The organism is Xanthobacter luteus (genome assembly GCF_040049235.1).
In the GTDB taxonomy this organism is placed as follows: Bacteria; Pseudomonadota; Alphaproteobacteria; order Rhizobiales; family Xanthobacteraceae; genus Xanthobacter.
Genome location: NZ_JBDZDO010000001.1, coordinates 921,300 through 933,464 on the forward strand (window position 1 = coordinate 921,300; position 12,165 = coordinate 933,464).

At 68.7% G+C, this 12,165-nt stretch carries 10 protein-coding genes; 4 read left to right on the forward strand and 6 right to left on the reverse strand.

The window, feature by feature from the left end; all coding sequences use genetic code 11:
- Window positions 1-21: 21 nt before the first annotated feature.
- Both ABLE88_RS04435 and ABLE88_RS04440 read left to right on the forward strand, forming a co-directional pair.
- Window positions 22-2,445, forward strand: coding sequence for a TonB-dependent siderophore receptor (locus tag ABLE88_RS04435; RefSeq protein ID WP_348830246.1), 2,424 nt, complete (start codon window positions 22-24; stop codon window positions 2,443-2,445).
- A 661-nt stretch (window positions 2,446-3,106) separates the two neighbouring features.
- Complete coding sequence (locus ABLE88_RS04440; RefSeq protein WP_510182847.1) at window positions 3,107-3,331, forward strand: YeeE/YedE thiosulfate transporter family protein; 225 nt, start codon at window positions 3,107-3,109, stop codon at window positions 3,329-3,331.
- A gap of 16 nt (window positions 3,332-3,347) precedes the next feature.
- Here ABLE88_RS04440 and ABLE88_RS04445 read toward each other — a convergent pair whose 3' ends face one another.
- The 6 genes from ABLE88_RS04445 to ssuD all read right to left on the reverse strand — a co-directional run bounded on the left by ABLE88_RS04445 (window position 3,348) and on the right by ssuD (window position 10,401).
- Window positions 3,348-4,217: an NADPH-dependent oxidoreductase gene (locus ABLE88_RS04445; protein WP_348830247.1), complete on the reverse strand. Its 870-nt coding sequence runs from the start codon at window positions 4,215-4,217 to the stop codon at window positions 3,348-3,350.
- A 70-nt stretch (window positions 4,218-4,287) separates the two neighbouring features.
- Window positions 4,288-5,700: an LLM class flavin-dependent oxidoreductase gene (locus ABLE88_RS04450; protein WP_348830248.1), complete on the reverse strand. Its 1,413-nt coding sequence runs from the start codon at window positions 5,698-5,700 to the stop codon at window positions 4,288-4,290.
- A gap of 15 nt (window positions 5,701-5,715) precedes the next feature.
- Window positions 5,716-6,918 carry an acyl-CoA dehydrogenase family protein gene (locus ABLE88_RS04455; protein ID WP_348830249.1) on the reverse strand — a complete coding sequence of 401 codons (1,203 nt, stop codon included), beginning with the start codon at window positions 6,916-6,918 and terminating at the stop codon, window positions 5,716-5,718.
- A gap of 44 nt (window positions 6,919-6,962) precedes the next feature.
- A complete protein-coding gene (locus ABLE88_RS04460) occupies window positions 6,963-7,550 on the reverse strand; it encodes a MetQ/NlpA family ABC transporter substrate-binding protein (protein ID WP_348830250.1) in 588 nt (195 codons plus the stop codon).
- 143 nt (window positions 7,551-7,693) lie between these two features.
- Window positions 7,694-9,184 (reverse strand): FAD/NAD(P)-binding protein, encoded by a 1,491-nt coding sequence (locus tag ABLE88_RS04465; RefSeq protein WP_348830251.1) that lies wholly within the window; start codon window positions 9,182-9,184, stop codon window positions 7,694-7,696.
- A gap of 26 nt (window positions 9,185-9,210) precedes the next feature.
- Window positions 9,211-10,401, reverse strand: coding sequence for an FMNH2-dependent alkanesulfonate monooxygenase (gene ssuD, locus ABLE88_RS04470; RefSeq protein ID WP_348831082.1), 1,191 nt, complete (start codon window positions 10,399-10,401; stop codon window positions 9,211-9,213).
- A gap of 216 nt (window positions 10,402-10,617) precedes the next feature.
- Here ssuD and ABLE88_RS04475 point away from each other — a divergent pair, with 216 nt between their 5' ends.
- Window positions 10,618-11,157 (forward strand): flavin reductase family protein, encoded by a 540-nt coding sequence (locus tag ABLE88_RS04475; RefSeq protein ID WP_348830252.1) that lies wholly within the window; start codon window positions 10,618-10,620, stop codon window positions 11,155-11,157.
- Window positions 11,158-11,186: 29 nt separating this feature from the next.
- A complete protein-coding gene (locus ABLE88_RS04480) occupies window positions 11,187-12,158 on the forward strand; it encodes a sulfonate ABC transporter substrate-binding protein (RefSeq protein WP_348830253.1) in 972 nt (323 codons plus the stop codon).
- Window positions 12,159-12,165: the final 7 nt, after the last annotated feature.

A 12,165-nucleotide genomic window follows, 5' to 3' on the forward strand; every position in this document is an offset into this window, starting at 1 on the left:
GCCGGCATTGGCCGGAAGGTGATGGTCGCGACGCTGCTGGCGACGACCGCAATCCTGACGCAGGGCGCGCTCCTGGGCGGCGAGGCGCATGCCCAGTCCAGCGTCCAGATCACCTTCGACATTCCGGCTGGCCCCTTGAGCCGCGCCCTTGTGGCCTTCGGGAAGCAATCGGGCACGCAGGTGTCCTACGAGGCCGCGATCGCCAACGGCAAGACCTCGCTCGGATTTCGGGGAACCGCCACGCGCGGGCAGACGCTTGCGCAGCTTCTCCAGGGATCGGGGCTCACCTATGCCTTTCCGGACGCCAGGAATGTCCTGATCACCCAGCCGCGTCCCCAGGCTGGAGCGATGGGAAACGATGGCTCGATTGTCCTCGATACGGTCAATGTCGAAGCGGAAGGGATCAACAATTGGGATGCCCCGCCATCCTATGCCGGGGGCCAGGTTGCCACCGGCGCGCGGCTCGGTGTGCTCGGCAATGTCAGCATTATGGATGCGCCCTTCAGCATTACCAGCTACACCTCCAAGGTGATCCAGGAGCAGCAGGCGGTGACGGTGGCCGACGTCATGGCCAATGATCCGTCCGTGCGCGTCTTCACCAACGGCATCAGCTCCTCCGCCGGCGCGGGCGAAGTCTTCTTCATCCGGGGCTTCAGCGTCACCAACCAGAGCATCCTGATCGACGGTTATGGCGGCATCTCTCCCGATCGCCTCATCCCTGTGGAAACCATGGAGCGGGTGGAGGTGCTGAAGGGGCCGAACGCGCTGCTGACCGGGTATACCCAATATGGCTCCCTGGGCGGGTCCATCAATGTGGTTCCCAAGCGTGCCACGGACGAGCCCATCACCCGCGTCACGGCGAGCTATTTTTCCGATACCCAGCTTGGCACCCAAGTCGATGTGGGGCGGCGCTTCGGCGCCAACAAGGAATGGGGCGTGCGTGTCAACGGAATCTTCCTGGATGGCGACACGTCCGTCGACGGCCAGTCCGCCCGGCTCGGGGCGGGCACATTGGCCCTCGATTATCGGGGAGAGGACCTGCGGGCGAGCTTCGACGCGGGATATATCGACCAGAAGACCTATGCCCCCACCGGCGCCGCCGGTTTTAGCTTTGCCTCCGACATCGCCATTCCCCGCGCGCCGGACGCCAGCAAGCAAATCTACCAGGATTGGGAATATTCCGGCACCAAGACGGCCTATGGGCTGGCAAAGTTCGAGTATGACATCAATCCGGCATGGACCCTCTATGGCGGCATCGGTGGCAGCACGTATCGGCAGACCATGCTGTCCACGGACATCAATGTCCGCGATTCCGCCGGGAACGCAACGGCCACGGCCTATTATAGCCCGATCAACGGGAACGCCGTTTCCGCACAGGCGGGCCTTCGCGGCGAGTTTGCCACCGGCCCCATCGGCCACAAGGTCAACCTGAACACCTCGTACCTGTACCAGAACCTGTACCAGGAAAGTAATTATTACGGATTCCTTTCCTTTGACACGAACATCTACAACGCGCCCACCATCGCTGCCCCGTCCACGTTCGGCTTCAGCGACGATCCTCCCAAGTATTGGGATATCAATGCGCCGGCCGTGACGCTGACGGACACGCTCTCCTTCCTTGACGAGCGCATCTTGTTCACCGCCGGGGTGCGCTACCAGCAGATCAAGGTGGACGTGTTCAACCCCGATGGAAGCGTTTCGCAGGCGTATGACAAGCAGGCGGTCACGCCCGCCTTCGGCCTCGTTGTGAAGCCTGTCGACCGGATGTCGCTCTATGCCAACTATATCCAGGGCCTCCAGCAGGGGCCGATCGCCTACCAGGGCACGGTGAATGCCGGCGAGGTGTTCCCGCCGATGATGACCGAGCAGATGGAGGCCGGCATCAAGTATGATTTCGGCGTCTTCACCGCCACCGCCAGCATTTTCCAGATCACCAGGCCCAGCAGCATCATCACCACCAATGCCGCGGGCGAATCCGTCTTCAGCGTGAATGGCGAGCAGCGCAACCGGGGCGTGGAGGTCAACGTCTTCGGCCAGCTCTGGCAGGGCCTGCGCTTGTTGGGCGGCGTCGCCTATACACAGGGCACGCTAACCCAGACGGCGGACGGCCTCTTTGACGGCAATTCGGCGGTTGGCGTCCCCGCCTGGCAGACCAACATCGGCGTTGAATGGGACCCGGAGCCCATTGCCGGCCTCACCCTTTGGGGCCGAATGATCGCCACCAGATCACAATACGTGGACCAGGCGAACACCCAGCAGATCCCAAGCTGGATCCGCTTTGATCTCGGGACCCAATACAAGACACGGGCCTTCGACCATCCTCTCGCCTTGCGCTTCGCGGTGGAGAACGTCTTCGACAAGAGCTATTGGGCGGCGGTAAATGATGGCTGGGTCTCGACCGGCCTTCCGAGAACCTTCAAGTTCTCGGCCGTGATGGATTTCTGAGGCTGGAGCTGGCCAGTGCGCGGCCCAGCATGCCCGGTTATTCGGCGACCGATGCGGGGCACTGTCCCCTCATCAACCGCGACGAGTGCCTTCGGCCAGAAGCAGTCACGTCGCGGATGCGGGGCCAGATCTGCGCGCGGCGGATGCGCGGGACGGACATGCGGAATGCGAGCTTGCGCCAATTATCAGATGCCCGCTTCCGGACGAAGGCCTCATTGCCGCTTCTGGCGCAAAGCGGACCTTGCTGAAAGGGCAGTCAAGGGGCAGGTATGGCTCACCCTAGACCCTTGCGAACAGGGCTCTTCCCTCCGGCCCGATCGTTAGGGCTCGACCAATCCTTGAAGCACAGTCCCGTTGGAAGCGGAGACGGGAGCCCCCTGCTGCGGTTGCTGTGCGAGAGCAGCCGGATAGCGCCCTCCTTGGCAGGACGCATCCGTCACAGGGCGTGTCAGATCAGCGACCAAGGAGCGAGAAGTGGAGGCGAGAGCTGGGCAGCAGGATGAAAGACAGAAGCTGCCCGGTGTTTTGCAAAAAAAGACCTGATCGCTGCGGTGAGACATCGGGGGCTACCGACCTCGTGGCACGCAGGAAACGGTGGGAGCCAGGAACGCCAAGCCGCGCGTCTCGCACGCTGCCAAATTTTGGAGAAGACGGGATTCGGATGCAGGCAGGCGCCTTCGCACCGCGCGCGCCACGCATCGCCGACATGGCGTCCGGCCTTGCCGGCGGCCTGCTCATGGGCTGGGGCGCCATGACGGCGCTGGGCTGCACGGTCGGCGTCCTGCTCTCCGGCATCCATGCCGGCGCCCTGCCCGGCTGGGTCTTTCTCGCCGCGGCCTTCGCCGGCATGCTCGCCGGGCTGCCGATCCGCCGCCGGATCGCCTGAGCGCGCGCCCGCCGCCTCAGCGCAGGCCGAAGCCGAGGGCCGCGAGCGCCTCTCGCATCCGGTCGCGGCCGCTCAGGGCCTCGGCACCGCGCACACGGGTGAGGGCGGCGCTGGTCCAGCCCACCTCCGGCAGGCCCTGCCCCTTCTGGAAGTCCTTGAGAGCCTGCTCATAGTGATCGAGCGCCGGCTGCGGCAGGCTGGCATCGTAGCGCTCCCGGTGGAGCACGAGCCGCGGCGAAAGGCGCGGCTTCACCTGCGCCGGCCGTTCCGGGTCGGGATGGCCGATGGCGAGGCCGAACACGCCGAGCACGTGGGGCGGCAGGCCGAGCAATTCGGCCACCTCCACCGGCCGGTTGCGGAAGGCGCCCAGATAGACCCCGCCGAGGCCGAGGGATTCCAGCGCCACCAGCGCATTCTGGGCGGCCAGGGCGGCATCGAAGATGCCCACGAACAGCGTCTCCAGGAAGCCGAGCGCGTCGGTGGGCTTCGCTTCCCGGCGGCCGATCTCCTCGAGGCGGGCGAGGTCGGCGAGCCACACCAGCACCAGCGGGGCCTCGACCACGTGCTTCTGGCCGCCCGCGATCTCGGCGAGGCGTGCCTTGGTGGCGGGGTTCTCCACCGCCACCACGCTGAAGGTCTGCAGGTTGGAGGACGATGGCGCCGACTGGGCCGCCGCCACCAGCGTCTCGACCAGCCCGTCGGGCAGCGGGCGATCAACAAAGGCCCGGACGGACCGATGGCAGAGTAGGCCGGCGATGGTGTCGTTCAGGAGAATGCCTGACGGCGCCTCCGCCGCCCCGTAGCGCGCCTGGAGGAGGGTCCGCAGGGCGGAAGCGTCGATGGACGGTCCGGACCGGGCGGGTGTATCGACGACGGCGGCAGTCATGGGCATCTCCTTCGAGGGCGCGGCGACGGGGTCGATCTAGACCGTCCCCCGGCGACAGGTATCGGACGGATCAGGCCCGGGCGACGCGCGGACGCGGCGTCGCGGCCGCCCCGCCCGTCCCCCGGACGCCCGCCGCGGGATGGGTGTCCGGAAGGGTCGGGCCGCGGCCCGGAAACAGCTTCTCGCGCAGCGTGCCGCCCTCATAGGCGGTCTTGTACACGCCGCGGTCCTGCAGCTCCGGCACCACCAGATCGACGAACGCCTCCAGCGTCTCGTGCGAGACCAGCCGGTTGAGGTTGAAGCCATCCACATCCGTGTCCCGGACCCACGACACGATCTCGTCCGCCACCTCGCCGGGCGCACCGACGATGAAGGGCGCGCGGGCGCCGGTGGCCGACAGCGTCGCGAGGTCCTTCACCTTCAGCGGCTCGGGACTGCGCAGGGTGAGGTTTTCGAGCGTGGACTGGATGGCGTTGCTCTTCACGTAGGAGATCGCCTCCTCCGGATCGAGGGTCGAGAGGTCCACCCCCGTCCACCCCGAGAGCAGCGCCAGCTGCCCGGCCGTGTGGACATATCGGGCATAATCGGCGAGGCGGTCGAAGGCCTCCGCCCGCGTCGGCGCGACGATCACGGTGGCACCGGCGAACATGCGGATGTCGTAGGGGTCGCGCCCGAAGCCCGCCGCCGCCTGCCGCACCGCCTGAACCGCCTCGGCCAGGATCGGCCGGGTCTGGCCGTTCAGGAAGATGCCTTCGGAATGCTTCGCGGCGAACAGCCGTCCCCGCCCCGAGGTGCCCGCCTGGTAGAGCACCGGGGTGCGCTGGGGCGAGGGCTCGGTGAGCTGGATGCCGTCCACCTTATAGAACGGCCCGTCGTGGCGGATGGCGTGCACGCGGGCGGGATCGCTGAAGATGCCGGCGTCCCGGTCACGCCGGACCGCGCCATCCTCCCAGCTTGCCTCCCACAGCTTGTAGGTGGCGGCGAGGAAGTCCTCCGCCGCCTCGTAGCGCAGGTCATGGGAGCGGTTGGCCGTCTGGCCCATCCCCCGCGCGCCGCTGTCGAGATAGCCGGTCACGATGTTCCAGCCCACGCGCCCGTTGGTGAGATGGTCCAGCGTCGCGAACCGGCGGGCGAACTGGTAGGGGTGTTCGTAGGTGAGGTTGGCGGTGACGCCGAAGCCGATGTGGCGCGTCGCATGCGCCATGGTGGGCACCACCAGCGCCGGGTCGATCTGCGGCGTCTGCGCGCCCGACAGGAGCGCGGCGTCCGGGCTGCCGCCATAGACATCATAGAGGCCGAACACATCAGCGATGAAGATGCCGTCAAGCAGGCCGCGCTCGGCGATCCGTGCCAGATCCACCCAATAGTCGAGGCTGTTGTAGTCCGTGGCCCGGTCGCGCGGGTGCGCCCACAGGCCGGCCCAGGTGTGGCCCGGGGCGGCCATGTTGAAGGCGTTGAAGCGGATTTGCCTCGGACGGCTCATGGCAGATCCTCGCGCTCAGCTGTAGAGTGGGGTGGCGGTGATGGTGCCGTTGAGCGCGAAATTGCCCACCTCGCGCGATTTGTAGACCACCGGATCATGCAGGGTATGGGTGCGGATGTTCCGCCAGAAGCGGTCGTAGCCATAATGGGCGGCGGTGGCGCGGGCGCCCATTAGCTCGAAGATCTTCGAGGTCACCTCCAGCGCGGTGCGGCTGGCATGGACCTTGGCGGCATAGATGGCGGCGGCCGCCACGTTGCGCTCCTCGGGCGTGATGTCGTTGCCGCGGGCGGCCGCGGCCTCGAACTCGTGCCCGGCCACATCGGCAAGGGCAACCGAAGCCCGCAGGTCCACATCGAGATTGCCGTAGTGCTCAAGGATGTAGGGGTCGAGGCGCGCCGTCTCCACGCCGGAGGCCTGCCAGGGCCGCGACGTGGTGCGGACATAGCGGGCGGCCTCCGCGAGCGCCCCCTGCGCCGTGCCGATGTAGAAATTGACGATGAGGAGCTGATGGAACGGCACGACGAGGCTGGTGCGCGGCGCCGGCGCGGCGGTCGGGTCGCCCAGCACCTCGTCCTCGTCCACCCGCACGTCCGCGAAGGTGATGGTGCCGCTCTCCGACAGCCGCTGGCCGAAGGCATCCCAGTCGTTGCCGTGGGTCACCCCCGCGCGATCGCCGGGCACGACGATGACCGCGAAGCCGTCGCCGAGCTGCGCGCGCAAGGTGATCTTGTCGGCAAGCGCGGCGTTGGAGGCGAAAGTCTTGCGCCCGGACAGGCGATAGCCGCCCGCCGCCGGCGTGAGCCGCGATTCGGGATCGCGCGGGTTGGACGCGCCGCCCCAGAACCATTTGCCTGCCACCGATCCGCGGGAGAGCCGCTCGGCTTGCTCCGGCGTCGCTCGCCACACCGCATTGGTGAGGTGGAGATAGTGGTAGGCGAGGAGTTGCGCGATGGAGGCATCCGCCTGCCCGATCACCCGGGTGGCGACCAACGCGTCGGTGAAGCTCCCCCCGCCTCCACCATGGGCAACGGGATTGAGCAAAGCGAGCAACCCCGCCTCCCGCAGCAATTCCAGCTCCCGTCGCGGCGATGCGCCGACGTGGTCGCGGGCAGCGGCATCCGGCACGAGCACGTCGGCGACGCTTCGGGCGAGGGCCGCCCAGTCCGGCTGCGGCGACGGACGCGCCACAGCCACGGGCTGCAGGGAAGAACGGGTCATCAGCGAGGCTCCTGTGGCGCGGATCGACTGCAGCGGACGGGCTCTCACCAGGCCGGCAGGATACTTCCCTTGAACTTGGCGAGGGTGAAGTCCTTCATCGGCTGGGACCGATAGATCTCGATGAACGTCTTGATCCGCGGGTCGTCCTTGCGGTCCTCGCGGGCGGCGAAGACCCGGGTGAAATAGGGTTTGGCCTCCTCCGCCGCCGGCTCGGAAACCAGCCCCGTGTTCAGGTCAAGGCCGGCGAGATAGGCATAGTTGGAGGTGACGAACGCCGCCGCGACGTCATCCAGCGAGCGGGGCAGCTGGGCGGCGTCGGTCTCGACGATCTGCAGCTTCTTCGGGTTCTCTGCCACATCCAGCACGCTGGTTTCGATGTCGCCGGCCTGCAGGGCCGCGTTCGGCTGGTTCCAGTCGGTGAATTCGATGATCTCGGCCTTGATCCCCTGCCTCACGGACAGCCGGGCCGCTTCGCGAGGGACGTCGCCATAGGGGCCGGCGGATACGCCCACCTTGAGCGGCTTATCGCTCGCTGCCGCGGGGGCCTGCGCGGGGGCAGCGCTGCCGACCGAAAGAAAAGTCAGGCCGGAAAGGAGCAGCGCAAGGAAGCGGGAGCAGGAAAGGGAGGTCATGAGTCCGCCACGGTCTGGGCCGGCAACGCCGGAGATTGGGGGGGCTGTGCACCCGATCAATATCGATTGATTTAGTAAGTTATGAATCAGAGAAATGCTCCTCCTTGTGGCGCTCCCGGGAGTTGGCACCGCCGGGGGGTATGCTAGGGAAGCGCGCCCGCCAAAGCCGTTCGCTCAAATCCCTCCGCCGATATTGACGAATCGGCGATCAGCCGGGCGTCGGGGCGATGGGGCGGGGGCGCGGCGCGGGACAGTTCCCCGACCAGCTGCTGCACCTGCACCGCGATCTCGGGCACTGCGGTCACCTCCCAGAATGCGGGCCGGGTCAGCGGGCCGAGGGCGAACAGCCAGGTCGAGGCGTGGCCATGGCGATCCACGACGGCCGAGCCGTGGGTCTCAAGGCCGAGGCCGAGGGGGTCCGGGGTGATGCGCCCGGCCTCGCGCAAGGCATCGAAAGGCGGCAGGGCGAGGCTGGCAAAGTCCGAGCGCGGGCCGGTGCAGTTCACCACACGGGCCACCTCCAGCGCGACGGAGCGCCCGGAGTGGCGGCGGCGCACGGTGGCGGCGACACCGCCGGGCACCCGCTCCAGGCCGGTGATGCGGCCGGGAACCACCTTCAGCTGGCCCGAAGCCAGCAGGGGATCGAGCAGGGCAGCGACGCGCGGCGCCATGCGATGGCGGTGGATGTCCCAATAGGTGCGCGCATGGCGCAGGAACCGCTCCCGCGCCACCCGCGGCCAGCCCGCCCACACCTTCGCGACGGCGGGCCGCGCCGCGTCCATCACCCGCTGCCACGGCACCCCCTGCGCCGCGGCCCGCGCCACCGCCGCGCGGATGAAGCGCAGCGCCATGACCGGGTCGCGCGCCGCGGCGGGATGGAGGAAGGGCTCACAACCGGGGCCGCGACCCGCCACGTCCACATGGACATGGGGCAGGAGCCCATGGCGCGACACGCTCCAGATCGGGCCGCGATGGCCGCGTCCGGCAAGCATCACCGCCACGTCCACCATGGTGAGGCCGGAGCCGATGAGCAGGACCGGAGCATCGGGGGAGAGGCCGTCCAGGTCTTCCCAGCGCCACGGATCAGGCACGAACAACGGGCTGTCATAGACCCCGCCGTCGCGGCAGCGGGGCGGCTTGGGTGGAAGGTTGCCGGTGGCGAGCACCACGTGGGTGCCCTCGATCCGCCGCCCGTCGGCGAGCTGGACGCCGGGGACCGGGCGGTCGGAGACGCGCACCACGTCCCCGCACACCCGCCGCAGCCGCGTGTTCCCAGCGGCGAGCGCCTCCTCCAGCCGCTCGGCGAGATAGGCGCCGAACAGGGCGCGGGGCACGAAGGCGCGGGCAAGATCCCCGCCAGCCTCCTCCAGCGCGGCCGACAGGTCGGCGCCGGAGGCCGCGAGCCAGCGGGCGAATGTGGGTGACAGCCCCACCTCCATGCGCGCCATAGGCACGTTGAGGAGGAGATCGGGACCGCACGCGCCATAGGCGAGGCCGGGGCCCGCCACCCGCTCGCGCTCCACCAGCACCACGTCGAGGCGTGGCGCCGCAGCCGCCGCGAGGGCGAGCAGGGTCCCGGTGAAGCCGCCGCCCACGATGACCACGGATATGTTCGGTTCCCAGACGTTCAGCATGGCGTTGCTCTCCGCGTTCCGCCGGATCAGGAGGCCGAGACGCGCCGCGCCTCCGGGACGATAGCGTTGCCGATGATCTCGCCGAACGGACCGCGATGGGTGGTCACCACGCCCGGCGCCCCGGTGGTGGCGGCGCGGGGCAGCAGAGGAAGCACGCTCTCGCCGAAGCGCCAGGCTTCCTCCAGGTGGGGGTATCCGGAGAGGACGAAGGTATCGATGCCCAGCGCCATATATTCCTTCATCCGGTCTGCCACGGTCTGCGGATCGCCCACCAGCGCGGTGCCGGCCCCGCCGCGCACCAGGCCGACGCCGGCCCACAGATTGGGGCTCACTTCCAGCCTGTCGCGGCGCCCGCCATGCAGGGCGCTCATCCGCCGCTGGCCTTCCGAATCCATGCGGGCGAACACCTTCTGCGCCTCGGCGATGGTGGCGTCGTCGATGTAGCGGATGAGGTCGTCCGCCGCCGCCCAGGCCTCCCGCGCCGTGTCGCGGACGATGACATGGAGGCGGATGCCGAAGGTGACCGCGCGGCCCACCGCGGCGGCGCGGGCGCGGATATCGCGGATCTTGTCCGCCACCGCCGCCGGCGGCTCGCCCCAGGTGAGATATTTCTGCACCTGCCGGGCCGCCACGTCATGGGCGGGGGCGGAGGAACCACCGAAATAGAGCGGCGGATGGGGCTGCTGCACCGGCGGATAGAGCAGCTTGCCGCCCTCCACCTGCAGATGCTTGCCGGAGAAGGTGACCTCCTCGCCTTTCAGGAGGCGGGTGTAGATGTGAAGGAACTCGGCGGTGATCTCGTAGCGCTCCGCATGGTCGGCGAAGAAGCCGTCGCCCTTGTTCTCGGTGGGATCGCCACCGGTGACCACATTGATGAGCGCCCGCCCGCCGGAGATGCGGTCCAGCGTCGCCGTCATGCGCGCCGCCACGGCCGGGGAGAGCAGGCCCGGCCGCACCGCCACCAGGAAGCGCAGGCGCTCGGTGAGACCGGCCAGCGCCGCGGCGACCACCCAGCTGTCCTCGCAGCTGCGGCCGGTGGGGATCAGCACGCCGTAATAGCCGATCTGGTCCGCCGCCTGGGCGATCTGCCTGAGATAGGCAAGGTTCACCTCCCGCGCCTTGTGGGACGTGCCGAGATAATGGCCGTCGCCATGGGTCGGCAGAAACCAGAGGACGTTGGCTTCGCGGGCGGCGGGCAGGGTCGGATCGGCGGTCATGTCGGACATGGACAGGCTCCGGCTCGGGAACCCGGCGCGGCGGGCGACGCCGGCGCCGAGGTCAGTATATAAACTTGATAGAATTTATTGACTAAGTTCCGGCACCCTGTCTATCGTTTTCTCCGATCCGTCGCCTCCGATGTCCCGGAGCCGCCACCCACGCCCCACGCTGGACCTCCTGCCGGCCCCAGCGCTCCGCCCCGCGAAGGCTTTCCCATGAACGCTCATGTCTCTTCCGCTGCCGTCGTTCCCTCCCCTGCCGGCGAGGAGCCGGGGGCTTCGCTCGTCTTCCGCGCCGCCATGCGCAAGCTCGCCGGCGCGGTCAGCGTGCTCACCGTCGGCCAGGGCGAGGCGCGCACAGGGCTCACCGCCACCTCCGTTTCCTCCCTGTCGGTGGAGCCGCCGACCCTGCTCATCTGCGTGAACCGTGGGGCCTCGTCCTTCGCGCCTCTGCTGGCAGAGCGGACCTTCGCCATCAACGTGCTGCGCCCGCACCACGAGCCGGTGGCGGACCGCTTCGCCGGCAAGGGCGGGCTCAAGGGCCCCGCCCGCTACGAGGGCGCCGACTGGACGCGGCTTGCGACCGGCGCGCCCGTGCTTGCGGACGCGCTCGCCGCCTTCGACTGCGAGCTGGAGGACGCCATCGAGCGGCACTCCCACGTCATCGTCATCGGCCGGGTGGTGGCCTCGCGCATCACCGAAAACGCCGACCCCCTCCTCTACTGGGCCGGCAGCTATCGCGGCCTCGCCCTTTGATCCCCATCCGCCCTCCAAGGAACGCTCCCATGCCCTTCGACATCAGCCGCCGCCGCTTCGCCCTCCTCTCCGCCGGCCTCGCCGGCGCTCTCGCGAGCGGGCTGGCCCTCACCGCCGTGCCCGCGCTGGCGCAGGAGAAGGTGGTGCGCATCGGCTACCAGAAGTACGGCACCCTCATCCTGCTGAAGAACAAGGGCCTGCTGGAGGGGCGGCTGAAGCCGCTGGGCTACAGCGTAAAGTGGGCTGAGTTCCCCGCCGGCCCGCAGCTGCTGGAGGCGCTCAATGCCGGCGCCATCGACTTCGGCAACACCGGCGAGGCCCCGCCCATCTTCGCCCAGGCGGCCGGCGCGCCGCTGGTCTATGTGGGCTTCGAGCCCGCCGCGCCGCAGGGCGAGGCCATCCTCGTGCCCAAGGGCAGCCCGCTGCAGACGGTGGCCGACCTGAAGGGCAAGACGATCGCCCTGAACAAGGGGTCCAACGTCCACTATCTGCTGGTGAAGGCGCTGGAGAAGGCGGGCGTCTCCTACGCCGACGTCAAGACCGCATTCCTCACCCCAGCCGACGCCCGCGCCGCGTTCGAGCGCGGGTCGGTGGACGCGTGGGCGATCTGGGACCCGTTCCAGGCGGCGGCGGAGAAGACCATCGCGGCCCGGCAGCTGGCGGACGGCACCGGCATCGTCTCCAACTACCAGTTCTATTTCTCCACCAAGGCGTTTGCGGACCAGGCGCCGCAGGTGGTGGACGCGGTGCTCGCCGGCGTCGCCGAGATCGGCGCCTGGGTGAAGGCTAACCCCAAGGCCGCCGCCGCCGAATTCTCCCCCCTCATCGGCATTCCCGCGCCCATCCTCGAGGTCGCCCTGGCCCGCCAGCAATATGACGTGAAGCCTATCACCCCCGAGGTGGCGGCGGCGCAGCAGCAGGTGGCGGACGCCTTCCTCGCCCTCGGCCTGATCCCGAAGCCGATCCGCATCTCTGACGCCCTGCGCGCGCCGAAGTCGTGATGCGGAC

Coding starts and splice junctions, on each gene's coding strand:
- ABLE88_RS04460 (WP_348830250.1), bottom strand. CDS start 7,550: ATGACCTCCCTTTCCTGCTCCCGCTTCCTTGCGCTGCTCCTTTCCGGC.
- ABLE88_RS04475 (WP_348830252.1), top strand. CDS start 10,618: ATGAACGCTCATGTCTCTTCCGCTGCCGTCGTTCCCTCCCCTGCCGGC.
- ABLE88_RS04440 (WP_510182847.1), top strand. CDS start 3,107: ATGCAGGCAGGCGCCTTCGCACCGCGCGCGCCACGCATCGCCGACATG.
- ABLE88_RS04445 (WP_348830247.1), bottom strand. CDS start 4,217: ATGACTGCCGCCGTCGTCGATACACCCGCCCGGTCCGGACCGTCCATC.
- ssuD (WP_348831082.1), bottom strand. CDS start 10,401: ATGACCGCCGATCCGACCCTGCCCGCCGCCCGCGAAGCCAACGTCCTC.
- ABLE88_RS04465 (WP_348830251.1), bottom strand. CDS start 9,184: ATGCTGAACGTCTGGGAACCGAACATATCCGTGGTCATCGTGGGCGGC.
- ABLE88_RS04455 (WP_348830249.1), bottom strand. CDS start 6,918: ATGACCCGTTCTTCCCTGCAGCCCGTGGCTGTGGCGCGTCCGTCGCCG.
- ABLE88_RS04480 (WP_348830253.1), top strand. CDS start 11,187: ATGCCCTTCGACATCAGCCGCCGCCGCTTCGCCCTCCTCTCCGCCGGC.
- ABLE88_RS04450 (WP_348830248.1), bottom strand. CDS start 5,700: ATGAGCCGTCCGAGGCAAATCCGCTTCAACGCCTTCAACATGGCCGCC.
- ABLE88_RS04435 (WP_348830246.1), top strand. CDS start 22: ATGGTCGCGACGCTGCTGGCGACGACCGCAATCCTGACGCAGGGCGCG.